The following is a 24,981-nucleotide window of genomic DNA, read 5'->3' on the forward strand; positions in this document are numbered from 1 at the left end:
GGGGGCGTGGCGTCCTAGCTCTGCGTTATGCGCAACTGCGGCGCGTTAGTCTTCGCGGAACTGGGACTGGTGGAGGCGCCAGTAGGCGCCGTGGGCGTCGAGAAGCTCTGCGTGGGTGCCTTGCTCGACGATGCGGCCTTCTTCCATGACGATGATGAGGTCGGCGTCGCGAATCGTGGAGAGGCGGTGCGCGATGATGAAGGAGGTGCGGTCCGCGCGCAGCGCATTCATGGCTTGCTGAACGAGCACCTCGGTGCGGGTATCCACGGAAGAGGTGGCTTCATCGAGGATGAGCAGCGCCGGCTGCGCCAGGAAAGCGCGCGCGATGGTGATGAGCTGGCGCTCGCCGGCGGAAATCGCGCCGCCATCCTGGTCAATCTTGGTGTCATAGCCATCGGGGAGGGAATGGACGAAGCGGTCCACGTAGGTGGCCTTCGCGGCGGCGATAACTTCCTCGTCGGTGGCGTCGAGGCGGCCGTAGCGGATGTTGTCCATGATCGTGCCTTCGAAAACCATGGCGTCTTGGAGCACCATGCCTACCTGGGAGCGCAGCTCGTGGCGGGAAATCTCCGCGGTGTCGATGCCATCGAGGCGGATGGTGCCCGAATCGATGTCGTAGAAGCGCATGATGAGGTTGACCAGCGTGGTCTTTCCAGCACCCGTGGGGCCGACGATGGCCGCGGTCTGGCCGGGCTCGACGCGCAGGGAAAGGTCCTGGATGAGCGGGGAGTCGGGGTCATAGGAGAAATTGACGTCACCGAATTCCACGAGACCTTTGGCGCGTCCACCCAAGCGGGAGGTGGGCTCCTCGGCGGGTTCTTCTTCGGCGTCGAGGAATTCGAAGACGCGCTCGGCCGACGCTACGCCCGATTGCACCTGCTGCATCATGCCGCCCAGCTGGCCCAGCGGCTGGTTGAACTCGCGGGAATACTGGATGAAGGCCTGCGCGCCACCCAACGTCAGCGAGCCGGAGGCCACCTTGAGCGCGCCCAGCACCGCGATGACCACGTAGGACAGATAAGAGATGAACTGCATGATCGGCATCATCATTCCGGCCAGGAACTGCGCCAGCGACGCGGAGCGGAACAGCTCATCGTTGTGTTTATCAAAATCCTCCGTCATGGAATCGATGCGCCCGAAGACAGTCGCCAGATCGTGGCCGGAAAAGGCTTCCTCGACCTGCCCGTTGAGGTCACCGGTGGCCTTCCACTGCGCCTTGAATTGCTTCTGCGCGCGCGAGCCAATGACCGCAATCACCACCGCAGTCAGCGGCAGCGCCAGCAGCGCGACGAGGGCCAGCTGCCAGGACACGGTGAACATCATGACCGTGATGCCCACGACCATCAGCAGGTCGTAGAACAGCTGCGAGATGGCTTGTTGGAGGGCGGACTGGATGTTATCGGCATCGTTGGTGGTGCGCGAGAGAAGGTCGCCGCGGGATTGCGTATCGAAGTAATTGAGCGGCAAACGGTTGAGCTTGGCCTCGATGTTCTCGCGTAGGTCGAAGACTACCTTCATCACCAGAGAGTTGAGCAAAAAGCCCTGCCACCACTGGAAGAGCGAGGACACCACGTACATCGCAATCACGATGCCAATAATCGTGCCCAGCTTGGAAAAATCAATGCCGAAGCCGGGGTGCAAGTCCATTGCTGAGGCCATGTCGGCGAATTTTTCCTGCCCACCCGCGCGCAGCGCCGCGATGGCCTGCTCCTTGGTTACACCAGCGGGCAGCTGGCGGGAGATGACGCCGGAAAAAATAACGTCGGTGGCCATGCCCATGACCTTCGGCGCGGCCACGGCGAGGAACACACATACGAGGTTCATCGCCGCAATCGCCCAGAGCTGTGCCTTGAACGGCGCGAGGAGACCAAAGAGGCGCTTGGCGGAGGGCCAGAAGTTCTTGGCTTTGCGCGGGGCGTTCTCGCCGGTCTTCTCCTCGATCTCGGCAGTGGTGTCATCATTCAAGGTAGCGTTATCCTGCTCAGCCATTTATGCCACCTCCGAGGTCTTCTGGGATTCCACAATCTCGCGGTACGTCTCGGAGGACTCGAGCAACTCCCCGTGCGTGCCGCGGGCTACGACGCGCCCGGCGTCCATGACCAGAATCTGGTCGGCATCCACAATCGAGCTCACGCGCTGCGCCACGATGATGGTCGTCGCCTCCGCGGTGTACTCGCGCATTCCGGAGCGCACCGCGGCATCCGTGAGCACGTCGAGCGCGGAGAAGGAATCATCAAAGAGATACACCAACGGGCGGGCGACCAGCATGCGCGCGATGGACAGGCGTTGGCGCTGCCCACCGGAGACGTTGGTGCCGCCCTGGGAGATGTGCATGTCGAGGTCTTCAACAAAGTCCGCCTGGGCCACGCGCAGCGCGTTCCACAGCTCCTCATCGGTGGCCTCCGGCGCGCCCAGGCGCAGGTTGGAGGCCACGGTGCCGCTAAACAGGTAGGGCTTCTGCGGCACGAGGCCGACACGCTTGACGACGTCCTTCCGCGCCATGTCGGCGATATCGGTGCCGTCGAGAAGCACGCGTCCCTTCGTCGGGAGGTAGAGGCGCGGGATGAGGGAGAGCGCGGTGGTCTTGCCGGAACCGGTCGCGCCGATGAGCGCGGTGGTGGTGCCGGGGGTGGCGGTGAAGGAGACGTCGTGAAGCACGGGCGCTTCGGCGCCGGCGTACTGGAAGGTGACGTCGTCGAACTCGACCACGCCCGCGGAGCGCTCCGGGGTGCGGGGGTGGGTCGGCTCGGTGATGGAGGGCTCGTGCTCGAGGACGTCGGTGATGCGGCGTGCACAGATGACCGCGCGCGGGAGGATCATCGCCATGAAGGTGCCCATCATGACCGCGGCGAGGATCTGCAGAAGGTACTGCAGGAAGGCGGTCAGTGAGCCGACCTCCACGAGGCCTTCGTCCACGCGGTGGCCGCCGAACCAGAGAACCGCGCCGGTGGCCACGTTGAGAATGACGGTGATGATGGGGAACATGAGGATGAACAGCTGGCCGACCTTGAGGGAGAGATTGGTCAGGTCACGGTTGGCGGTGCGGAAGCGCTCGGATTCGTGCTCCTCGCGGGTGAAGGCGCGGACGACGCGGATGCCGGCGATTTGCTCGCGCAGGGTGCCGTTCATGACATCGAGCTTGCCTTGCCAGGCGCGAAAGAGCGGCATGAGTCGGACGATGATGAGGGAGATGGCGGCGAGCAACACGATGACGGACACCGCGACGAGCCAGGACATGCCGGCGTCTTCGCGGATGGCCATGATGACGCCGCCGATGGACATGATCGGCGCGGTGACCATGAAGTTGAGGATCATCATGTAGACCATCTGGATTTGTTGGACGTCGTTGGTGCCGCGGGTGATGAGGGTGGCGGTGCCGAAATTGCTCATGTCCTCGGCGGAGTAGCGGGTAACGCGGCGGAAGATGTCGGAGCGCAGGTCGCGACCGAGGCCCATGGCGGTGCGGGAGCCGAACCAGATGGCGGCGATGGCGGCGCTAACTTGGACGAAGGCCACGATGAGCATGATGCCGCCGGTGCGCCAGATGTAGTCGATGTCTACTTGAGCCACGCCTCTGTCGATGATCTTCGCGTTGAGCGAAGGCAGGTAGAGCGTAGCCGCGGTGGAGAGCGCTTGGAGGAGCAGCACCGCGATGACGTAGCCGGTGTACGGCTTGGAGCGGGATAGAAGGATGCGAACGAGTTCCATGTGCCAGCGTTTCGTGCGTGTTGGCGGCCGCGCGGTTGCTGCGCTGGGCCGCTGAAGGGCATTGACCGCAAAAGTCTATCCGTTACCCCGTGCGAGCGCTACAGCGCGGGACCGCGCGCTAGAACGCGTGTGGGGTGTGCAAGATGAATGACTCCGGTGTGGTTAGGCGCTCAACTGCAAGAGCGATCCGCTGCGTCGAAGTTTCTCCCACGCGCATAGCGTGGTGGAGGACTGCTCCTTCGTAGAGGGCATCAAGCCCCAGCGTGGTGGGTTCATCAAAATATGTGGACAGGACTTTTTGGCACGCCCGTGTCCACTCCAGAAGGATCATGCGGTGGCGCGGGCGGCGCAGCGACAGCGAGTAGAGTTCGCTGCCCAGGATGATATCGGTGCGTGAACGGGCGGTAGCCGAGAGCATGTCAACAGTGGCGGCCCGGGCTTCTTCGAGGGTGGAAACGCCTTCGTAGAACTCCCGAAAATCAGTCACCGAGCGGTGCGTGAAGTCCTGAAACGCGGCGTTGATGAGGCCGTCTTTATCGGTGAAATAGTAGGCAATGGAGCCGAGCGCCACGTGTGCCTCGGCGGCGACCGCCCGTAAAGATAGCCCGGCAACGCCTTCGCGAACGATAGTGTTAAGGGCCGCAGCCAGGATGAGTTCTCTGCGCTGTGGCTGTGCATCTTCTCTAGACATCGTGCTCCCTGTGTGTGATGGGCCTTCAGTCTAGTGCTCGCATGCAGCGAGGGTTTTATCGAGCCTGGCTGGGGTCCTTCTTCATGAAAATCTTCCAGAGACCAAGAAGTGCGACGATGGCCCATACTGTCTCAACAATGAACAGGCCAGGGTTAAAGGGAGAAATGGCGGTGTAGACGAATCCGGTCGCGCCGAGGAAATTAAGGGATTGGTACAGCGGGGAATCAGCTGTTAGGACGCGGAAGTTGAGCAGGCCGTAGGCCACGACGAACAGGATGCCGGCGATGATGCCGATTTCGAAAGCGAAACTCATGGAGGTGATTCTTTCTGTCAAAATGGAAGCGGGCCGGGTGAGCCCTAGCTTTGGGCAGTGGTCTTCTTACGGTCTAGGTAGATGCGGATAATTCCATACAGGCCGAAGAGGGACCAGATGAGTTCAGTGAAGAAGACGCCGGCGTTGAAGGGCGTGGCGGCTGAGGCGGCGAGGAATCCGGCGCCAATGAAGTTGAGGATTTGGTACGGGTAGTCATCAACCGTCCATTTCCCAAGGTTGAGCATTGCGAAGGCGAAAAGCAGTGCTACAGAGGCGATGAGCCCGAAAATGACCATGGCAGACATTTAAGAAGCATGTCCTTTCAAGAATAGTGTGGGTGGTACATCGATGCTTCTCCGGAGCGTGGCTACCCTTGAAGCGCGTAGCGAATTGAGCGCGAGGATGAGGGTAGAAAATAGCGTTGAGCTCGACATTGCCAAGTTAAACACCGCCTCATCGCGTGCGATAAATGGGACAAACGGACGGTTTATGAACGCTTGTCTAAACCGCAGCTAGTAGGCGTGGGTGCAACTTGAACAGGTGTCCATATTCGCCGTAGCTCATGGTGTGGGGTTTACTGAGTTTCAGGGAGCTGAGAAGAGCTCCAGCCTGCCTCCAGCGTTGCCAATCTCCGGTAGGGCAGGCGTTGCCAGCAGGTGACGGTAGCGAGTCATCTGGACACGAGTGCCCAGCAATGGTCACGGGCGCAGCACGCCTGCGGACCGCAGCGGGCGCGATAGGAGAAATAGCTCATGTCTGCCATACCTTCATCGGTTGACCCAAACCTTCATGACATCTCTTTGCACGTCAAGCCGGGCAAAGAGCGTGCACCGTTCTTCCGCTATATCCGCATCAACCTGCCAAAGCTAACCCGCGCCATGATAGTGGCCATCATGGCCCTGCAAGGGGGATTGGCCTGGTATGTGGCGCGGGCCGAGTTTTCGATTTTCCCCGAGCAAGAAACTGTCCTCTATCTCCTCGTTGCATTGTGCGCCGTCGTTGTTGTTCTTGGTGCCGTGACGCCGTGGCGTGTGTGGGATTTCGGACTCATTCCCGCTGTGGGTGCGCTGCTTCTGTTTTTCGGCGGTCTCGCCGGCACCCCGCCATGGGTATGGAACGGGGCCGATGTGTACCTCGCCGCCGCATGGAATACCACAGCACTGTGCGGTCTCGCCTACCTCGTTGTGTACTGGGCGCTGGACTATGGCGTGCTCGTTGCTTACCCCGATGATCAAGGTTTTGAGGACTAATCATGTTGACTGAATTTCCCGTTTGGCTACGTATCGAACACTTTGTCAATATCCTCTTTGTCACGCTGTTCATCCGTAGCGGTATCGAAATCCTAGGCACGTTTCCTAAGCTGCATCGTTCGATCCACACGCCCCTAGGCAAACAATGGGCGCAGTTTTCTATCAAACAAAAGCGCAAGCGCAAGTACTTCCCAGTCTCCGGCGAATACGAAAACTACAGTCCAATCGTTTCCCTTCCGGGCTATGGTGCTTTGGGTCAAGGCCGCTATTGGCACTTCATTTCAGTGATGGGGTGGATGCTCCTACTGGTTATCTACTGGGGGCTCTTGCTGGCTACCGGCCAGTGGCGCCGCTACTGGCCCGAAAGCTGGGGGGTCTTTGCCCAAGCATGGGATGATCTAGTTCACTACCTGGGCTTCCAAATCCCCGGCGCGATGGACGGGTACCCGTTCAATGCAATCCAACAGCTTTCTTATGGCTTTGTTGTCCTCATCTTGCCAATGTGGATGATCCTCACCGGCATGTTCCAGTCGCCTGCTATCAATAATCACTTCCCTCGGATTTCCAAGGCGATGGGCGGCCGTCAGGTCATCCGCACCCTGCACTTTTGGGGGCTTGTAGCCTACCTTGTCTTCATCGTTATTCACGTGGGTATGGTGATCATGCATGGATACGGTCACGAGGTATCCAAGATGGTCTTTGGGCATGCCGATAAGCCGGTAGCCGGCGGCATCATTTTCACCATGGGCATAATGCTTATTGTCTTTGTCCACATTTGGGCCACGAAGACCTCCCTTAAGCGCCCGATGGCAGTTGCCGCGTTGCATAACGTCGTGGTGCGCCCCTTCACCCGTTTCCTGCGCGCGAAGGTTCCTTCACGCCAACGCGGGGTGTACGCCGATTCAGAGGTCACCAAGGCACCGCATCACCGGGCCTCGGGAATGCCACCCGGTACCGAGGAATACATGGCGCTCCTTTGTAATGGATTTGAAAAGGACTACGTGCTGGAGATTGGTGGGTTCGTCGAAAAGCCCATGCGTCTGACCTTGGAGGACCTACGCCGACTTTCAGCTGGGTATTCCCAAAATACGGTGCACCATTGCGTTCAAGGATTTACCTCTGTGGGAAAGTGGGAAGGCGTTCCGTTGGCGCAGCTCTTGGATTTGGTCAAGCCATTGGACGGGGCTTCCGACGTCGTCGTGCACAGTTTCCAGAACATGACTCGCGACGACGATAACTACAGTGGCTCCTACTACTACGAGTCCATGCCCATGGTGGAGGCTCGCCAGCCGGAAACGCTCATTGCAATTGGCTATGACGGCGGCGAGATTCCCGTGAAGAACGGCGCGCCCATGCGCTTGCGGCTGGAGACCTCCACCGGTTTCCGCTCTGCGAAGTGGCTTGACCGCATCGAAGTTGTTAATCGTTTCGACATTGTGGGCAACGGGCGCGGTGGCTTTTTCGAAGACACCGACAGCTACGACCGCCTGCAAATGCTTTAGGAGTACGCCATGTCACGAGCACTCTATGAGGATCTCTACTTAAGCCCAGAACAGGTTGCGCGAGTGCGCAGCTACATCCGCCAGGTGGACTTCCACTTGCCAGGAGCGTCCAGCGCAGACTTTTCTATCAATCCACATGCTCGCTACCTGGGATACATGTTCCAACAGGAAGATTTGGAATCCTATGGCGTGGGTTTGGAATGCACCGCGCCAGGAATGGAACACCAGCGTACGTTTATCAGGATGTCGCGGGGGCAGTTGTTGGGGCACGAGGATGCACCCACTCTTCCGGTTAACGATCCCGTTTTGGCAGCAGATGCCATGACGTTGCATCGCTTCTACGACAAAGAGCGCCGCCCGTTGCGCCATGGCGAGGAAACCTATTCCTCCGATGAGGGCGCTCCCGGCGCAGACATGGATTTGTCCATGGTTGAACAACAACTGCGCGATATCATGGCGTTTCACAATGGCGAATCGGTGCCAGGAAACCAGGAGATCTTAGATCTGCGCGTCTACTGGGGAACGCTTTTGGCAGGGCGCTACCCACGCTTGAAGTATCTGGAGAAAGCCGGACAACTGTCAGCGCTGCAAGCTGACAGGTTGTATGCGGTGGAGGCCGAGATCAACTCGGTCGAAGGGCTCCTGCGCTCCTTGGGCTTAGCTACCCTTGAGGATCTCAACAAGCCCAAGCGCGAGGACGGTTAAAAGCACACCGGTGCGCGTTGGGCCTGTTCCGTGACGGTGGCCCAATCTTCCACGTCGGCGGTGGGGTGGCACAGCCCCTCCCATGTCGTGATAGCTACGCCGCGGGCCATGAGCTCCAACAAAACCAGGTGGCGGTCGCCGGAGGCGGCGAGTTGGTTGAGGTCCGCGTGGCTTATATCTGCCTCGGGGCCGAAACCCACGCGCACGTTGCCGATGAGCCGCAGGCGCGGGGTTGTCCCCTTCGGGCACGGCTCAGCAACGGATTCCGCGCCGGAGAGCCCGGCGAAGCGGCGCAGCAAACCGAAGGGCGCAGGGCGTTCGCAGTAAAGGTCCACGCACAGCCCGGCCCCGATGAGCCGCTCGACGGTGGAGAGCGCGGCGGGGCTGTCCCCGATAATTGCTACACGCTGCATGAGAACCCCTTCAGTTCGGTGAAAATAGACTGTCTAGTCTGCAAATCTAGTCCGCTCGGTTCATTCTGGCTAATTTTTATTCTTCCTAGTACCCAAGCTCACAGCCCTCGCACCCCTTAGTGGGCTGCGCACAGGCCCGCCTCCCTTTAATGTGAGGAGACATGACCGAAGCAATTAACCTGCTGGACCGCGGCGACTACCGCGACCCCAGCATTAGCCCCGAAGGGACCCGCGACACCGCGCCGCTCGAGCCTGCCGTGGCTCAGCGCAACCAGGAACTCGTCGACAAGTGGGCCGATAAGCTCCACGATGCCTCCGCCGAAACCATCACCGAATGGGCAGCCGAGCACGCGCCGGGCCGGCTCGCCGTCACGATGTCCATGGAAAACACCGTGCTGGCCGAGCTCGTGCACCGCGCCCACTTAGATGCCGACCTGCTCTTTATCGATACCGGCTGGCACTTTCCGGAGACGCTGGAGGTGGCGGGGGACGTCGCCAAGCGCTATGCGGATCTGCCCCTGGTGACGGTGCGCCCGCTGCTCAGCCCCGAGGAGCAGGACAAGATTTATGGCCCGCGCCTGTATGCGCGCGACGTTGCGGCCTATAACCGCATGCGCAAGGTGGAGCCGCTCAACATGGCCATGGACCCTTACGTCGGGTGGGTCACCGGCCTGCGCCGTGCCGATTCCGAGCACCGCGCTACCGCCCCGGCGCTGAGCCTGGACCGCACGGGACGGCTGAAGATTTCCCCGATTATTACCTGGGACCTCGACGACACCGACGCCTACATCAAGGAACACGACCTCATCATCCACCCTCTCACCCTGCAGGGCTATCGCTCCATCGGCTGCGCGCCGTTGACCTTCCCGGTAGGCGAGGGCGAGGATGCACGCTCCGGACGTATTTTCGCTGACGGCAAGACAGAATGCGGGTTACACGAATAATGACTCTTTCACCACACCTTAAAGATTTAGAGAACGAATCCCTCCACATCCTGCGCGAAGTCGCCGGGCAATTCGACAAGGTAGGCCTGCTCTTTTCCGGCGGCAAGGACTCCGTCGTCGTCTTCGAGCTGGCCCGCCGTGCCTTTGCCCCCGCGACCGTGCCCTTCGAGCTCATCCACGTGGATACCGGCCACAACTTCCCAGAGGTCATCGACTTCCGCGATCAGCTCGTCGAGGAAACCGGCGTGCGCCTGCACGTCGCGCTGGTCCAAGACTGGATCGATCGCGGCGACCTCCAGGAGCGCCCCGACGGAACCCGCAACCCGCTGCAGTCCGTGCCGCTGGTGGAGACCATCGCTGAGCGCGGATACGACGCCGTGCTGGGTGGCGCGCGCCGCGACGAGGAACGCGCCCGCGCCAAAGAGCGCATCTTTTCCATCCGCGATTCCTTCGGCGGTTGGGATCCGCGCCGCCAGCGCCCGGAGCTCTGGGACCTGTACAACGGTGGCAAGATGGCCGGCGAAAACGTTCGCGTCTTTCCCATTTCTAACTGGACTGAGTCCGATATTTGGGAATACATCGGCGCGCGCAACTTGCAGCTTCCCTCCATCTATTACTCCCACCAGCGCGAGGTATTTAACCGCAACGGCATGTGGCTGACACCAGGTGAATGGGGCGGCCCCCGCGAGGACGAGCCGCTGGAGACCCGTACCGTGCGCTACCGCACCGTGGGCGATATGTCCTGCACCGGCGCCGTGGAATCCACCGCCGCCTCGCCTGATGAGGTGCTCGCGGAAATCTCCATTTCCACCCTGTCCGAGCGCGGTGCCACCCGCGCCGATGACAAATTGTCCGAGTCCGCCATGGAGGACCGCAAGAAGGAAGGCTACTTCTGATGACGACCACCACCCTTGCGCCGAACGTCGGCGCCCTTAAACAGCGCGATACCCTGCGCCTGTGTACCGCCGGTTCCGTCGATGACGGCAAGTCCACCTTCGTGGGCCGCCTGCTCTATGACACCAAGTCCGTGCTCGCGGACCAGGTGGAGTCCATGGAGCGCTCTTCTGCCGACCGCGGCTTCGACGGCATGGACCTCTCACTGCTTGTCGACGGCCTGCGTGCCGAGCGCGAGCAGGGCATCACCATCGACGTGGCCTACCGCTACTTCGCCACCGATAAGCGCACCTTCATCCTCGCCGATACCCCAGGTCATGTGCAGTACACGCGCAACACGGTCACGGGTATGTCCACGTCCCAGGTGGTGGTGCTGCTTGTCGACGCCCGCAATGGCGTCGTCGAACAAACCCGCCGCCACCTCAACGTTGCTGCGCTCTTGGGCGTGCGCCACGTTATCCTGGGCGTGAACAAGATTGACCTGGTGGACTATGACGAGGCCACCTTCCGTGCGATTGAGACGGAGTTCTCCGAACTCGCCGCGCGCTTGGGTATCACCGATTCGGTGGCCATCCCGATTTCCGCGCTGAAGGGCGATAACGTGGTGGAACGCTCCGCCACCATGGACTGGTATGAGGGGCCGACGGTCCTCGAAACACTAGAGACCGTCCCCGTGGCCACCGGCCGCGCCGATGACTTGGACTTCCGTTTCCCTATCCAGTACGTCATTCGCGAGCACGCCAGTGACTACCGCGGATATGCCGGCCGTGTGAAGGCCGGGCACGTGGCGGTGGGGGATGAGGTAACGCTCCCGGGCGGGCGCACCTCGACCGTCACCGCGATCGATACCACCGATGGTCCGCTTGGCTCAGGTGAGGCCGCGTGGGCCGGCGACTCCGTGGTTCTGCGGCTGGCCGATGACATCGACTTGGCTCGCGGCGACCTCATTGCCGGGGCACAGCGCCCGGAGGAGGTGCGCGAATTCGCCGCCACCGCTGTTGTCCTCACGGACAAGGAGCTGCGCGCGGGACAGATGGTGAAGCTGCGTTATGGTGCTGCGCTGGTCAAGGCGCGCGTGGCATCGGTGGAGCGCATCCTCGACCTGGATGGCGTGGCGGATGTGGAGGCCCCAGAGTCCGCGGCACTCAATGACATCGCCTACATCACCGTCCAGACGCAGGCGGAGCTTCCCGTGGAGGACTACGCCGCTCGCGGCGCGGTGGGCAATTTCTTGCTCATTGATCAGTCCAGCGGCAACACCCTTGCCGCCGGCTTTGTAGGCCAGCGCCTGCGCTAGCCCCCCTAACCCGCGGCTTTATGGCCGCGGGTTGTGGCGCTTTAAACGTTCTTCTCGGCCTGCTTGCGGCCCAAGGTCTTGCGCAAGGACCAGATGAACTCCGCAATCATCAGGTAGACCGGGGTGCCGCCGGCGACCATGAAGAAGAAGGCGCCGGCGGAACTAGCCTCGTCGACGTAGTCATCAGCGCCGTAAAGAAGCTCAACACTGCTGGCGTTGCCGACCTCCGCGAGGGCACCGAGGCCGCGAATGGTGGAGATGATCCACATGAAGGCCAGCAGACCCCACACGATGCACCACTGAATCGACTGGGCACGCTGACGGGAGGGCTCCACGGGGAAGGAGAAATCAACGTTGAAGCTGGAGGAGCCGGAAGCCTGGGCGCTCGAAGGCTGCGGCATGATCTGCACGCCCGAGCCGGAGTTGGCGATCTCACGGATGCGGGCGACGTCCACCTCGGGGCCGAAGGGATCCGCGAGTGCTCGGTCATACTGCTCGCGGCGGTCCTGGCGGGAGAAGATGCTGTGGGCGGTGGAGAGTTCGTCGTAAAGCGCGGCGTTGGACGGGTCCGTCGTGGAAAGGCGGCGTTCGATCTCCGAGGCCAATGCCGCGGAATCAGCGGAAGGGTCAAGGTTGAGGGAGCTATAGAGGTTGTAGTGTGCCACGAGGCGAAAAATCCTTTCCAAACTAAGTTGTTGCCCTAGCAGGGGTCGCTGAAGTCTGCATCGTTATTGAGCGAACGGGCGTTGCCACCGTACCGCGCCTTGAGTTTACAGACCTCATCCACGCTGTGCCCGGCGTCGTAATACGCCGCATAGACCTGCTTTCCTTCGTGTTCCGAACGCAGCGAGCTGCACGCCGTTCCCGGCATGATGTTGATCCCAGCGTAGTGGGACTTCACGCGGTCGATCTCGGATTGCGGTGACTCGCCATAAGGGACGAGGAGGGAGTCCACGATGAGGATGTAGCGGCCATCGCAGGTTTCCTGAGCTTCTACGTTCTCAGTGCTGTCTGTGCAGAGAGGGATGTCGTCAATGATTTGTGACGGGGCGTTGTCTGCCTTGAGGCGGTCAGCATCCCAGCACTTAATTGACGAGGTGTCATCGACATCGTCGTTCTTATAGGAAGTCCACTCCGTGCCGCCCCAGGTGAAGAGATAAAAGGAGGAGCTGTTCTCCGTGGCGAGGTAGAGCCAATCGTCGTTGCACAACAGCGTCATCGGGCGAGGAATACCGTCCCTAGTCTTCTCAGCTGCTGTACCGCACCTGTCCTGAGGTTTGTTCTTAGACGTCACAGGTTTCGTAGTGCTCGTCTCAACGCTTGTAGTGCGGGTTTTACTGCTTGTTGAGCCGGACTCAGCACTTGTGGTGGTGTTCGGGGCCACCTGCGTAAAGCGGGTTTCGTGCTCCGTCGTGTCGGAGGAAGAGCGTGACATCAGAAACCACGTGACACCCGCAATGACCGCAAGGAGCACGATAAGGGCGATGATCACGATGCTCCCCGAGCGTGCAGGACGTTCCGGGCCCTCGTTGTTTGGCGGGGCCCAGGGGTTGCTATTAGTCACGCAGGGAACTCCTTTAAGACGGGGGCGACGCACACGGCTTCCACAGGAAGCCGTGTCACACTTTAGCCGTCTTGTCCCCGTGAGACAGGGTTTTATACGGGCGGAACATCGCCGCTCATGATCACCTTTTGCTGGCCTTCATCCCAGCGGAACCCGGCATGCGTTTCGCCGGTGCGCCCGGCGGTGGTTTCGCCCTCGCGGGCCCAGTGGTAGGTCACGGCGATCTCGGCGTCATTCACGCGCTCGATGGTGGGGAAGAAGCCATAAGGTTCGGCAGTCGCGGTGCCGAGATATTCGCCCTTGTGGAAGAGCATGATGTGGTGCGGCGAGGAGGCCGTGGCACCCTCGATGGCAATGATTAGCCAGCTCAAATCCGCGCAAGGGTCGAACTCTGAGGAGAAAGGCCGCCCCCAACCGAAGCCATTCCACGGTGCGATGGTGCCAATGCCTGATTGATAGGCCTCTTCAGCGTCAATGTCTTCGCAGGACTCTGGTTCCTCGGTCTTCGGGGCAGGTGCCTGGTTGCTCGTTGGCTCCGGGCTCGCGGCTTCTTCTGTGGGGCTGTCGGCAGCAACGCTCGCCGGGCTGTTGAGGACCGCGCTAAACATCGGGGTGTCCACCTCGCCCTGCTCGTCCTGGGAACAGGCGGCGAGGGGAAGGCACATGAGTGCAGCACCCACGAGGACAGAAGCAGACCGGAGCATTGGTGTTCCTTCCATAGAATGCGCGCCTCACCTTGAGGCGCACGGTTTATCTTAGCTAGGCGGAACGTCGCCGCTCATGATGACTGTGTTCTGGACTTCATCCCAGCGGAAGCTGGCCTTTGACGTACCCGTCGGTGCGGCATTGGCGTTGCCATCTTGTGGCCAGTGGTAGGTCACGGCGATCTCGGCGTCATTCACGCGCTCGACGTCGGGGAAGAAACCATAAGGCTCAGCAGTGGCGGTGCCAAGGTACTCGCCATAGTGGAAGAGCATGATGTGGTGCGGCGAGGAGGCCGTGGCACCCTTGATGGAGATGGTCTGCCAGCTTAAGGCCGCGCAAGGATCGAAGTGGGAAGAATCAACCAGCGCCCACTCGTGGCCATGCCATTGAGGAACGTGGGCAACGTTGTTATCGAAAGCCGCCTGGGCGTTCCCGGCCTCGCAGACTACGGGGCTGGCCTGGGCTTCTTCAGGGGTGGCGCAGGCGATGAGCGGCATGCATAGGAGTGCCGCTCCGGCGAAAACTCGTGGTGTGAACATGGCGTTCTCCTTTCTGAGGTCTCGGTGTGGTTCCAGACGCTACAAGCGGCTGCTCCGCTCAGAACAGAGTTGTGGAGAGCATTCCTCGGGACAGCGGGTAGTCTCGCAGGCATGGAGAATCTGTCTGGTCGTACACTGTTCGTCGCCGCCGTGGATGCTGAAGCCACACACGTTCCCGAAGGAGCGCCGCTGCTCATCACCGGTATTGGTACGGTTCCCGCCGCCATCGAGCTGACCACGGTGCTGGCCTCGGCACAGCAACTGCCGGAGCGGGTTATCAACATCGGTACTGCGGGCGCGCTTCGCGACGATCTCTCAGGCGTCTTCGAGGTTTCCCACGTGCGCAAGCATGACTTCCACCTGGAGGTGCTCAGCGATGTCTCCCGCTACCTCCTTCCCGAGGTCATCGAGCTCGAGACCTCCGGAAAGCTGCCGACCGCCACGCTGGCGACGGGTGATTCCTTCATCTCGGATACCCCGACCCGCACGCGCCTTGCCCAGGATTCCGACCTGTGTGACATGGAGGGCTACGCCATCGCGGCGGTGTGTCGAAAGTTCGGTGTACCGTGCACGCTGCTCAAGCAGGTTTCGGATACCGCTAATGAGGAATCCTATGGCTCGTGGGCCTCGGTGCTCGATCGCGCAGCGGAGGAACTGGCCGCCGCTTTCGGCACGGTGTCCTCGGACTAGGCCCTCCATACGAAAACTGCCCTAGTTGCCAAAACCATTGCTCCCGCCGCGGGTGATGGGGGAGAAGTTTGGCAACTAGGGCAGTTGCACGGCCGGGGCTAGAGCCATGCGCCGGTTGTGTGGCTAGCGGGTGCCGCTGGCCTCTAGGTTCTCGTAGAGCTCCATGACGTCCGCATGGCCCTCGGCCGTGGAAATATTAATGTTTTTAGCTTCGATTTCACCGGCACGCAGGCTGGCCATCTCCTGGTGGTAGCGGAAGACCACGGCAATGGTGGCAGCCACCGGCACAGCCAGGAAGGCGCCGATGATGCCGGCCAAGGCGGAGCCGACCGTAACGGAGAGCAGCACCATGGCGGCGTGCAGGCCCATGGCCTTGGATTGCAGCATCGGCTGGAGGACGTTGCCCTCCACCTGCTGCACGATGATGATGAGCGCCAAGGCGAGCAAGGCCTTCGTCAGCCCATCGGAGACCAGAGCGATGATGACGGCCAAAACACCCGCAGTGACAGCACCAATGACCGGGATGAAGCTGGCGAAGAACGTCACCACGCCGATGACAAGGGCCAGCGGTACCTGGAGAGCCCAGAGGCCGAGGCCGATGAGGAGGCCGTCGACAGCTGCGACGGCTGCCTGTGCCTGAATGAAGCCGGACAACGTGTTCCACACGCGAGTCAGTAGCTCGGTGGCGTGCCAGCCGGCGGAGTAGCCGGTGTAGGTGCGCAGCCATGGCAGGAATTTATCGCCGTCCTTGAGGATGAAGAAAGCTACGAAGAGCATGATGGCGAGCGCCATGGCGATGGAGCTGGCCATCGATACGCCGGAAATCACCCCGGTGGCGATGTTGGAAGCTTGGCCCTTGATGAAGGTCATGGCGTCATCGAGGACTTCCTGGACCTTTGCCGCATCAATATCGAAGGGCAGGTTCTTGGCCATATCGACGAGCTTGTTCAAGCCGCCCTCAGCTTGATTGACCAAGGAAGCGCCCTGGGAGGAGACCACCGGGGCCATCGCTGCGAAGACGCCGCCGATGATGGCCAAAAAGCCCAGCAACGTGGTGATGGAGGCCAGCGCGCGGGGGAATTTGTGCGCGCGCAACCAGTTCGTCACGGGGAAGAGCACCGTGCACACCAGGATGGCCAGGATGACCGGTAGCAGGCCTACCCAGATGAACTTCAGCAGGTAGCCAGCCAGGCCGACGCCCGCCACCACGATGATGAAGATCAGGCACACCTTGGCCAAGGAAATGGCGTCGCGCCCGAGGACGCGGGACTTGTCATCGGTCTTCGACACCGGGAGCGTGGCTTCTTCGCTAATGGGCTTCGCAGCAGCGGACTGCTCTGCGGCGGCGGACGCCGCCGCATCAGAGACCGTGGAGGACGTGCCCGAGCGGGCACCGTCATCATTGTTGTTTGTCATGCGCTACATCTTCTCATATGAGCGCAGGAAACGAGCTATGCGCGGATGCTGCTTACCTGGCGGATGATGCCGAAGCGGTGCATCGTCACCGAAACTGCCTGCTCGAGGAGGAAGGGCAGCAGCTCGCGGCGGCCATCAGCCAGCACTGGCTGATCCAAGACCACGGAGTTGGATTCCACTGCCGCCTCAAAGACGCCCGGCTCGACAGAGCCCACTGCACGCACGCGGCCGGACTCTAGACGAGCGACCTCGCGGGCGAAGGCATCCGCCGACACGCTGTCAACCTTAAAGCCCAGATCACGCAGTTCCGCGGCCTTTTCCGGGGCGGCGCTGAAGCGCACTGGGGAGCCGGTGCGGGTTGCGGCGAGGGCGAGGCGGGAGACATCGCGAAGCGCGGCGTCCGAGGCAATGCGTACCTGCAGCGGCGTGAGCACTGGGCGGTAGCGGAAGACGTTGGCCTCGCAGACAAGGCCTGCGCGGTCGTGCTTGCGGCCGAACTCCTGCTGCCATGCCAGCTCGTCGAGTTCTGCTGCGCGCCACAGCCAGGCGGTATCCTCCTCCGAAAAGCCCAGATCGCCGAAGGCACGCAGCTGGGACACCACCGGCTGGGTGATATCGACGTCGAAGGGGCGCAGCGCGCCATCGGCCCAGGTACCGAACTGTGCCACGTAGTTTGGGCCACCGGCCTTGGCACCCGGGCCCATGACGGACTGCTTCCAGCCGCCGAAGGACTGGCGCTGGACAATCGCGCCGGTAATGCCGCGGTTGACGTAGGCGTTGCCCACCTCGACGCGCTCGAGCCAGTAATCGATCTCGTCGTTATCCAGGGTGTGGATGCCGCCGGTCAGGCCATAGCCGGTGGAGTTCTGCCACTCGATGGCCTCCTCCAGGGTTTCCGCGTGCATGATGCCAAGCACCGGGCCGAAGCACTCGTTGACGTGGAACCAGGAGCCCGGGCGCACGTTATCGCGGATACCCGGCGACCACAGGGTGCCTTCCTCGTTGAGCTTCTCCGGCTTTACCAGCCACTTTTCACCCGGCTCCAGTTGGGTCAGGCCGCGCAGCAGCTTCTCGCTGGGGGCTTCGGCCAGGCCGTTCATCGTCGTGGTGATCTCGTAGCCGGGGCCAGGGATGAGGGTCTTGACGGCGTCGACAAGCTGCGAGCGCAGGCGCTGCGATTCGCCGGCCGCACCCACGAAGATGACCAGGGAGGAGGCCGAGCACTTCTGGCCGGAGTGGCCGAAGGCTGAGAGGTAGAGGTCCTGGATGGCCAGGTCGGGGTCCGCGGACGGGGTGATGATGAGCGCGTTCTTGCCGGAGGTCTCCGCCATGATGTTGAGCTCCGGCTTCCAGGAGCGGAAGAGCTTGCCGGTATCGGAGGCACCGGTGAGGATGACGGCGTCGACGTCGGCGTGGGAAATGAGCGCGCGGCCGGCGTCGCCCTCGTCGGTGAAGACGAGCTGGACCAGATTCGGGTCGAGGCCCTGTGCCTCCAAGCCGGCGCGGAAAGCCTCCACGACGAGCTTCGCGCAGTGTACGACCTGCGGCGCGGGCTTGATGATGACGGCGGAACCTGCGGCGAGTGCCGCCGCGATGCCGCCGGTGGGGATAGCCACCGGGAAGTTCCATGGCGGGGTCACCACGGTCACGCGGTGGGGCGTGAACTCGGCGGAGTAGCGCTCCAGCAGGCGCGCGGACTGCGCGTAGTAGGTACAGAAATCGATGGCCTCGGAGATTTCCGGGTCAGTCTGCGTGACGGTCTTGTTGGCCTCGTAGGCGGCGACGGAGATGAACTCGCCGCGGCGGTTGGCCAGCTCATCGGCCACGGCCTCGAGCGCGCGGGCGCGGTCCTCGGCAGGGCGCGCACCCCACTCGGCGCCGAGCTCGGCGGCGCGGGACACGTGCTTGTCGACGACCCCCGCATCCGTCACCTCATCCACCCCGTGCTCACCCGGGTCGGTGGCCAGGGCCTTAAGCGCCCACTCGCGGTTAGCCTCCAGGGCCGGGTCGGTGTCCGGCTCGTTGGCAAAACGCCCGGTGCGCGGTGCCTGGCGGCCGGCTGCCTGCTTTGCCTCCTCCAGGCGGTTTTGGGTGCGGCGCGGGCCGGCGAAGGTATCCCAGCGCTGTGCGACGGCCTCGCGGAAGACCTCCTCTTGGTCCTTCAGTGCCTGATCCTCCGGGGCGAAGAGGGCGTAGAGGAAGTTCTGCGGCGCAGAGTTCTCCTCCAAACGGCGCACCAGGTAGGACACAGCGACGTCGAAGTCCTCCATGTGCACCACCGGGGTGTAGAGGATTTGGCGGCCCTCGAAGGCCTTGCGGACCGCGGTCTGCTGGGCCGGGGACATGCCCTGGAGCATCTCGGAATCCATCATGCGCATGACGCCGCGCTTGGTGCCCAGCTTGTAGGCAAAGGCCGCGGTGTAGAGGTTGTGTGTGGCCACGCCGATGCGCACGCAGTCGGCGAACTCGGGGCGCAGGATGTAATCGAGCAGGCGGTAGTAGTTGGCGTCCACCTCATCCTTGGTGGAATAGGGAGCTGCCGGCCAGCCGTGGATTTCACCCTGGACGTGCTCCATGGAGAGGTTCGCTCCCTTGACGATGCGAATCTTGATGTGGGATCCGCCTTCGGCCACGCGCTTCTTCGCGAACTCGGCGAGGTGCGCCAAGGCATCGAAGGTATCCGGCAGGTAGGCCTGCAACACGATGCCTGCCTCGAGGTTGATGAACTCCGGCTCGCTGAGCAGCTCGGTGAACAGGCGCACCGTGAGGTGGAGGTCGTGGTACTCCTCCATGTCCAGGTTGATGAAGACCTTGTCGGGGCGGCGCGCGGCGGCCTCGTACAGCGGGCGTAGGCGCTCCTTGAGGCGGACCAGGGAGCCCTCGATATCCCACGGGTTGAGCTGGGCCACCATGGAGGAAGCCTTGACGGACACGTAGGTCACGCGCGGGTTCTTGATGAGCTTGAGGGTGCGCTCGGCGCGGGAGCGCGCCTCGTCGTCGCCCAGCACCGCCTCACCGAGGAGGTTGAGGTTGAGCTGCTCGCCGGACTCGGCGGCCTTGTCCAAGGTCTTGTTCAGGGCATCGCTCTCGGCGTCGAGCACCAGGTGTCCCACCATCTGGCGCATGCGCATGCGCGCCAGCGGCATGACCAGGTTCGGCAGGATCGGTCCGAAGAAACCACCCAGGCCTACGAGGGAGCCGTTGATGAGGCCGAGGAAGGACGCGTCATAGGTGGTGGTGACGGACTTGAGTGCGTGGGCCGCTACCTTGTCATCCTCGGGGCGCATGACGCGGTCCACGAAGTCCATGGTGAAGGCCACTCCGTCCGGGTTGCGCAATAAGTCTGCGAGTTGTTCTGTGGCCGGGTCCTGCTCGTCGGCTGTGGAGGCGAGCCAGGAGTGGGCTTGGGCCGCGGCGGCGTCGATCAGCGCGGCGTCGATGTCGGTGGATTCGGGCACGGGGGTGTGAGCGTTTGTCATGGGGATTCCTTCTGTGTTGGTGGTGGGTAGGTCAGGTGGCTAAGCCGGGTGGACCGGCGGGCGATCACCAGCACGACGGGTGCGCAGCACAGGAGAAATCATCGAATCCGTGTCCCTTTTTCAATGGGTACTTCAAGTGCGACGGTGAGGGCCTGAATGATGTGTCGCGTCGAATGTGCGGACAGTATATGAAATCCTTATCACTCATTCCAGCACGGGGGCGGCTATGTCACGTTTGGCTAGCCCCGTTTCCTGAGAATTGTGAGTTGCATGACATTTCCACTTGGTGAGGTGCCGATGAGCTGGGGGAATGGAGGGGTGAAAAAGAAAGTTGAGTCAGATGGGAACAACTTTGTTGTTGGTTCCGTTGTGTAGGTTGAGTGACCGGCGCTCAGGTTTGGATGACATCGGGTGCCGCTTCTGTTAGAGTTCAACCCTGAACGCGGCAGAAGTTGAGTCGCGCATTATCAACTTAAGAACAAACCCAACCAAGCAAGGAGAAAAGATCATGGGACGCGCAGTAGGAATTGACCTCGGTACCACCAACTCGGTCGTATCCGTACTGGAAGGTGGCGAGGCCACCGTTATTGCCAACTCTGAGGGTTCTCGCACCACCCCGTCCGTCGTGGCTTTCGCTAAGAACGGTGAAATCCTCGTCGGCCAGTCCGCGAAGAACCAGGCGGTCACCAACGTTGACCGCACCATCCGCTCCGTCAAGCGCCACATCGGCACCGACTGGACCATCGATATCGATGACAAGAAGTACACCCCGCAGGAGATTTCGGCCCGCACGCTCATGAAGCTGAAGCGCGACGCCGAGGCTTACCTGGGTGAGGATGTTACCGACGCCGTTATTACCGTCCCGGCTTACTTCGAGGACTCCCAGCGTCAGGCCACCAAGGAGGCTGGCCAGATTGCAGGCCTCAACGTCCTGCGTATCGTGAACGAGCCGACTGCCGCTGCACTGGCCTACGGCCTGGAGAAGGGCGAGCAGGAGCAGACCATCCTGGTCTTCGACTTGGGTGGCGGTACCTTCGACGTTTCCCTGCTGGAGATCGGTGACGGCGTGGTCGAGGTTATGGCTACCGCTGGTGATAACGCGCTGGGTGGCGATGACTGGGATCAGCGCATCGTCGACTGGCTCGTCGATAAGTTCAAGGCTTCCCAGGGGGTGGACCTGACCAAGGATAAGCGCGCTGTCCAGCGTCTGCGTGAGGCTGCTGAGAAGGCCAAGATTGAGCTGTCCTCCTCCCAGTCCGCCAACATCAACCTGCCGTACATCACGGTGGACTCTGAGAAGAACCCGCTCTTCCTGGATGAGACCCTGTCCCGCACCGAGTTCCAGAAGATCACCCAGGACCTGCTGGACCGCACCAAGACCCCGTTCAACCAGGTCATCAAGGATGCTGGTCTCTCCCTGTCCGAGGTTGACCACGTGGTTCTCGTCGGCGGCTCCACCCGTATGCCGGCTGTGTCCGACTTGGTGAAGGAACTGACTGGTAAGGAGCCGAACAAGGGCGTTAACCCGGACGAGGTTGTGGCAGTCGGCGCGGCTCTGCAGGCAGGTGTCCTGCGCGGTGAGGTCAAGGACGTGCTGCTTCTCGACGTCACCCCGCTCTCCCTCGGTATCGAGACCAAGGGTGGCGTGATGACCAAGCTCATTGAGCGCAACACCACCATCCCGACCAAGAAGTCGGAGACCTTCACCACGGCTGATGACAACCAGCCTTCCGTGCAGATTCAGGTCTACCAGGGCGAGCGCGAGATGGCTTCCGCCAACAAGCTGCTCGGTTCCTTCGAGCTCGGTGGCATTGCTCCGGCACCGCGCGGTGTACCGCAGATTGAGGTCACCTTCGACATCGACGCCAACGGCATTGTTTCCGTCTCCGCTAAGGACAAGGCCACCGGCAAGGAAAACACCATCAAGATTCAGGATGGTTCTGGCCTGTCCCAGGAGGAGATCGACCGCATGGTCAAGGACGCCGAGGCACACGCCGAAGAGGACAAGAAGCGCCGCGAGGAGCAGGAGACCCGCAACCAGGCGGAATCCACCTCCTACCAGACCCGCAAGTTCATGGACGAGAACTCCGACAAGCTGCCGGAGGACCTCAAGACCCGCGTGACTGAGGCCGCCGATGCCGTCGATGAGGCGCTGAAGGGCGATGACATTGAGGCGATTAAGTCGGCCGTCGAGAAGCTTGGCACCGAGTCCCAGGAGCTGGGCAAGGCCCTGTACGAGGCCCAGGCTGCTGAGGCAGGCGCCGAGGGCGCTGCTGCCGGCGACGCTGCTGGTGACCCGAACGTTGTCGACGCCGAGGTTGTTGACGAGGACGACGAGAACAAGGAGAAGTAAACCATGACCTCCCCTCAGGACCCGGGCAACCCGGCCAACACCGACCCCGAGGCAACCTCCGCTGAGGCTGCGGAGGCTGCCGCCGCAGAGGCTGCTTCGGCCGACGGCGCCGTGGATGAGGCTGCTGAGGCACAGGCTGATGCTGCCACCGCGGGCACCGCTGAGGCAGAGGCTGCGGTTGAGGATGCCGCTCACGACATCGCTGATGAGGACGCCAGCGCTGAGAACTCCCTGGAGGCTCAGCTGGCTGAGCGCACCGAGGATCTGCAGCGTCTCAACGCGGAGTACACCAACTACCGCCGTCGCACCGAGCGCGACCGTCAGGCCGTGATCGAGACCACCAAGGCCAAGGTCCTGGCAGATTTCCTGCCTATCCTTGATGACCTGGAGCTCGCACGCCAACACGGTGACCTCAACGAGGGGCCGCTCAAGGCCATTGCGGACAAGCTCACGGGCGTGCTGACTAATAACCAGCTGATCCCGTTCGGCGCCGAGGGCGATGCCTTCGACCCCGAGGTGCACGAAGCAGTCCAGGACCTCTCGACTGGTGATGAACAGGTCATCGGCACGGTCTTGCGCCGTGGCTACACGGTGGGCGAACGCGTCGTGCGCACCGCTATGGTGATTATCGCCGACCCCGCCGAGTCAGCCGATACAGCTGATAGTCCGGATAGCTCGGATAGCGCAGAATAGGCATCGCAGGTGGCGTCAGGGCTCAGTGTTCCTTGGCGCCACTCTTCTTTTCACTACTTAATTAGCATTTTTACTTAGCAAAAAATCTTAAAACTTAACCGTTTATCGACTCTCCTGAAAGGAGGAGATGCCCAGTGAACGCTAAGCCAGAATGGGCAGACAAGGATTATTACGCGGATCTGGGGGTCTCCTCGTCCGCAACCGCCGAAGAGATTAAGCAGGCTTATCGCAAGCTGGCCCGTCAGAACCACCCCGACGCCAACCCGGATAACCCCGCGGCGGCGGAAAAATTCAAGCAGGTGGCAGAGGCCTATGATGTGCTTTCTGATAAAGCTACCCGCAAGGACTATGACGAGTTCAAAGCCATGATGCGCGGCGGTGGCTTTGGACGGAGAGGAGGCGCCGGGTTTCCCGGCGGGTTTCGATCCACGCACATGGGTGGACCGGGTGCGCAAGAATTCGACCTCTCCGACATCTTCGGGGGATCCGCTCGAGGAGCGTCTCAAGGCGGCGGTCTTGGGGATATCTTCGGTGGCGTTTTCAACCGCGGCGGTGGTGCTGGCCACACAGCTCGGCCGTCGCGGGGGGCCGACGTCGAAACGCAAATAACCCTCGACTTCCGCGAGGCAGCGAAGGGAACCACCATTCCCTTGCAGCTCAGTGGCGAAGCTCCCTGCACCACGTGCCACGGCTCCGGCTCGAAGAGCGGAAAGCTGACGACGTGCTCAACGTGCGACGGCACAGGCTTTACCTCTGAGCAGCGCGGTACCTTCGGCTTCTCGGCGCCGTGCGCTGACTGCGATGGCACTGGCCAGCGCGCCGAGGACCCGTGCCCGGATTGCTCCGGTTCCGGAACGGTGCATCGCACCCGTTCTATCACGGTGCGTATCCCCGCAGGTGTGATTGACGGTCAGAAGGTGCGCCTCGCCGGCCAAGGCGAAGCTGGCCCGAATGGCACTCCCTCCGGTGACCTCTTTGTGGCGGTCACGGTCAAGCCTGACAAGGTATTCACCAGGGAAGGCGATGATCTGCACGTCACCGTCCCCGTGTCTTTTGCGGAGCTGGCCTTGGGAGACACCATTACGGTGCCGACCCTCGATTCGCCTGTGCGCGTGAAGGTGCCCGCGGGCACGCCAGATGGCCGCACGTTGCGCGTGAAGGGCCGCGGCGTGGCCAAGCGCGGCGGCAAGGCCGGTGACCTCATGGTGACCGTGCAGGTCACCGTGCCCTCCACGTTGGATGCGGCGGCCTCCTCGGCGCTGCGCAGTTATGCCCAGGCGGAGAAGGACTCCGGCTTTGATCCGCGTGCCGGTTGGGCCGGCAACACGGTAGCGCGCTAAAGGAGGTGTGAGATGAGCAAGGACAGAACAAGCCGAAGTGATGCGGCGCAGCCCAAGGCGATGTATGTCATCTCCGTGGCTGCGGAACTGTCCGGCATGCATGCTCAAACCCTGCGCACGTATGACCGGATGGGGCTGGTTTCCCCAGCCCGCACCTCCGGGGGCGGGCGCCGCTATTCCGAAAGCGACATCGAGCTCTTGCGGAAGATTCAGGCGCTCTCGCAGGACGATGGCGTGAACCTGGCCGGTATTAAATCCATCATCGAGCTGACTGCGGAGCGTGACCGCCTCGCCGCCGAGCGCGATGAACTGCAGGCAGAAGTTGAGCGCCTGCGCAGCCAGGCCCGCCCATCGCGCGGTGAACTGGTCCACGTACCGCGTTCGACCTCCGTGGTGATGTGGACGCCTCGCCGTAATCGACGCCGCGACAGCTAGAAGTTTCCCCCTCCTTCGCGGAGGGGGTTCTTTTCGTTTTGGGCCCATCT

General features: G+C 61.9%; 23 protein-coding genes. 11 read left to right on the top strand and 12 right to left on the bottom strand.

Annotation, left to right across the window (positions count from 1 at the left end; all coding sequences use genetic code 11):
• Positions 1–45: 45 nt before the first annotated feature.
• From ABZS45_RS11775 to ABZS45_RS11795, 5 genes are all read right to left on the bottom strand, one after another.
• On the bottom strand, positions 46–1,989 hold the full coding sequence (locus ABZS45_RS11775; RefSeq protein WP_412099984.1) for an ABC transporter ATP-binding protein: 1,944 nt from the start codon (positions 1,987–1,989) through the stop codon (positions 46–48).
• Positions 1,990–3,708: an ABC transporter ATP-binding protein gene (locus ABZS45_RS11780; RefSeq protein WP_412099985.1), complete on the bottom strand. Its 1,719-nt coding sequence runs from the start codon at positions 3,706–3,708 to the stop codon at positions 1,990–1,992. It lies immediately after the preceding gene.
• Between the two features lie 118 nt (positions 3,709–3,826).
• Positions 3,827–4,399, bottom strand: a complete 573-nt coding sequence (locus ABZS45_RS11785; protein ID WP_412099986.1) for a TetR/AcrR family transcriptional regulator — start codon at positions 4,397–4,399, stop codon at positions 3,827–3,829.
• A gap of 55 nt (positions 4,400–4,454) precedes the next feature.
• Positions 4,455–4,712, bottom strand: coding sequence for a CBU_0592 family membrane protein (locus tag ABZS45_RS11790; RefSeq protein WP_412099987.1), 258 nt, complete (start codon positions 4,710–4,712; stop codon positions 4,455–4,457).
• 44 nt (positions 4,713–4,756) lie between these two features.
• The gene (locus tag ABZS45_RS11795) at positions 4,757–5,017 is read right to left on the bottom strand and encodes a CBU_0592 family membrane protein (protein WP_412099988.1); all 261 of its coding nucleotides are present in this window, start codon (positions 5,015–5,017) and stop codon (positions 4,757–4,759) included.
• A 447-nt stretch (positions 5,018–5,464) separates the two neighbouring features.
• Between ABZS45_RS11795 and ABZS45_RS11800 the strand changes: the two genes are divergently transcribed.
• From ABZS45_RS11800 to ABZS45_RS11810, 3 genes are read left to right on the top strand one after another with little or no spacing between them, the layout of a single operon-like run.
• Positions 5,465–5,962: a hypothetical protein gene (locus ABZS45_RS11800; RefSeq protein ID WP_412099989.1), complete on the top strand. Its 498-nt coding sequence runs from the start codon at positions 5,465–5,467 to the stop codon at positions 5,960–5,962.
• Between the two features lie 2 nt (positions 5,963–5,964).
• Positions 5,965–7,464 carry a molybdopterin-dependent oxidoreductase gene (locus ABZS45_RS11805; protein WP_412099990.1) on the top strand — a complete coding sequence of 500 codons (1,500 nt, stop codon included), beginning with the start codon at positions 5,965–5,967 and terminating at the stop codon, positions 7,462–7,464.
• A gap of 9 nt (positions 7,465–7,473) precedes the next feature.
• Complete coding sequence (locus ABZS45_RS11810; protein ID WP_412099991.1) at positions 7,474–8,169, top strand: hypothetical protein; 696 nt, start codon at positions 7,474–7,476, stop codon at positions 8,167–8,169.
• Here ABZS45_RS11810 and ABZS45_RS11815 read toward each other — a convergent pair.
• Positions 8,166–8,582, bottom strand: a complete 417-nt coding sequence (locus ABZS45_RS11815; protein ID WP_412099992.1) for a methylenetetrahydrofolate--tRNA-(uracil-5-)-methyltransferase — start codon at positions 8,580–8,582, stop codon at positions 8,166–8,168. The two genes, ABZS45_RS11810 and ABZS45_RS11815, sit on opposite strands and share 4 nt — an antisense overlap.
• Positions 8,583–8,743: 161 nt before the next feature.
• Here ABZS45_RS11815 and ABZS45_RS11820 point away from each other — a divergent pair, with 161 nt between their 5' ends.
• The 3 genes from ABZS45_RS11820 to ABZS45_RS11830 are packed head-to-tail and all read left to right on the top strand — an operon-like array spanning position 8,744 to position 11,717.
• Positions 8,744–9,526, top strand: coding sequence for a phosphoadenylyl-sulfate reductase (locus ABZS45_RS11820; protein ID WP_412099993.1), 783 nt, complete (start codon positions 8,744–8,746; stop codon positions 9,524–9,526).
• The gene (gene cysD, locus ABZS45_RS11825) at positions 9,526–10,422 is read left to right on the top strand and encodes a sulfate adenylyltransferase subunit CysD (protein ID WP_412099994.1); all 897 of its coding nucleotides are present in this window, start codon (positions 9,526–9,528) and stop codon (positions 10,420–10,422) included. Before ABZS45_RS11820 ends, cysD begins: the two co-directional genes overlap by 1 nt.
• Positions 10,422–11,717: a sulfate adenylyltransferase subunit 1 gene (locus ABZS45_RS11830; RefSeq protein ID WP_412099995.1), complete on the top strand. Its 1,296-nt coding sequence runs from the start codon at positions 10,422–10,424 to the stop codon at positions 11,715–11,717. The genes cysD and ABZS45_RS11830 overlap by 1 nt, the downstream gene beginning before the upstream one ends.
• A gap of 41 nt (positions 11,718–11,758) precedes the next feature.
• Here ABZS45_RS11830 and ABZS45_RS11835 read toward each other — a convergent pair whose 3' ends face one another.
• The 4 genes from ABZS45_RS11835 to ABZS45_RS11850 form a co-directional block, all read right to left on the bottom strand.
• Positions 11,759–12,382: a hypothetical protein gene (locus ABZS45_RS11835; RefSeq protein ID WP_412099996.1), complete on the bottom strand. Its 624-nt coding sequence runs from the start codon at positions 12,380–12,382 to the stop codon at positions 11,759–11,761.
• A gap of 35 nt (positions 12,383–12,417) precedes the next feature.
• Positions 12,418–13,281, bottom strand: coding sequence for a hypothetical protein (locus ABZS45_RS11840; RefSeq protein WP_412099997.1), 864 nt, complete (start codon positions 13,279–13,281; stop codon positions 12,418–12,420).
• A gap of 92 nt (positions 13,282–13,373) precedes the next feature.
• Positions 13,374–13,985, bottom strand: a complete 612-nt coding sequence (locus tag ABZS45_RS11845) for an LppP/LprE family lipoprotein (protein ID WP_412099998.1) — start codon at positions 13,983–13,985, stop codon at positions 13,374–13,376.
• Between the two features lie 51 nt (positions 13,986–14,036).
• Complete coding sequence (locus ABZS45_RS11850) at positions 14,037–14,525, bottom strand: LppP/LprE family lipoprotein (RefSeq protein WP_412099999.1); 489 nt, start codon at positions 14,523–14,525, stop codon at positions 14,037–14,039.
• Positions 14,526–14,636: 111 nt separating this feature from the next.
• Here ABZS45_RS11850 and ABZS45_RS11855 point away from each other — a divergent pair, with 111 nt between their 5' ends.
• On the top strand, positions 14,637–15,215 hold the full coding sequence (locus ABZS45_RS11855; protein WP_412100001.1) for a nucleosidase: 579 nt from the start codon (positions 14,637–14,639) through the stop codon (positions 15,213–15,215).
• A 123-nt stretch (positions 15,216–15,338) separates the two neighbouring features.
• Here ABZS45_RS11855 and ABZS45_RS11860 read toward each other — a convergent pair whose 3' ends face one another.
• On the bottom strand, positions 15,339–16,631 hold the full coding sequence (locus ABZS45_RS11860) for an AI-2E family transporter (RefSeq protein WP_412100002.1): 1,293 nt from the start codon (positions 16,629–16,631) through the stop codon (positions 15,339–15,341).
• Positions 16,632–16,666: 35 nt separating this feature from the next.
• Positions 16,667–20,110, bottom strand: coding sequence for a bifunctional proline dehydrogenase/L-glutamate gamma-semialdehyde dehydrogenase (locus ABZS45_RS11865; protein WP_412100003.1), 3,444 nt, complete (start codon positions 20,108–20,110; stop codon positions 16,667–16,669).
• Between the two features lie 508 nt (positions 20,111–20,618).
• On the opposite strand from ABZS45_RS11865, the gene dnaK reads away from it, so the two are divergent.
• The 4 genes from dnaK (at position 20,619) to ABZS45_RS11885 (ending at position 24,931) form a co-directional block, all read left to right on the top strand.
• Positions 20,619–22,463 carry a molecular chaperone DnaK gene (gene dnaK / locus ABZS45_RS11870; RefSeq protein ID WP_412100004.1) on the top strand — a complete coding sequence of 615 codons (1,845 nt, stop codon included), beginning with the start codon at positions 20,619–20,621 and terminating at the stop codon, positions 22,461–22,463.
• Between the two features lie 3 nt (positions 22,464–22,466).
• The gene (grpE, locus tag ABZS45_RS11875; protein ID WP_412100005.1) at positions 22,467–23,156 is read left to right on the top strand and encodes a nucleotide exchange factor GrpE; all 690 of its coding nucleotides are present in this window, start codon (positions 22,467–22,469) and stop codon (positions 23,154–23,156) included.
• Positions 23,157–23,290: 134 nt separating this feature from the next.
• Positions 23,291–24,496, top strand: a complete 1,206-nt coding sequence (gene dnaJ, locus ABZS45_RS11880) for a molecular chaperone DnaJ (RefSeq protein ID WP_412100006.1) — start codon at positions 23,291–23,293, stop codon at positions 24,494–24,496.
• A 12-nt stretch (positions 24,497–24,508) separates the two neighbouring features.
• Complete coding sequence (locus tag ABZS45_RS11885; protein ID WP_070448076.1) at positions 24,509–24,931, top strand: heat shock protein transcriptional repressor HspR; 423 nt, start codon at positions 24,509–24,511, stop codon at positions 24,929–24,931.
• The last annotated feature ends 50 nt before the right edge of the window (positions 24,932–24,981 follow it).

The sequence above is a fragment of the Corynebacterium aurimucosum genome, assembly GCF_046895345.1.
Lineage (GTDB): Bacteria > Actinomycetota > Actinomycetes > Mycobacteriales > Mycobacteriaceae > Corynebacterium > Corynebacterium aurimucosum_G.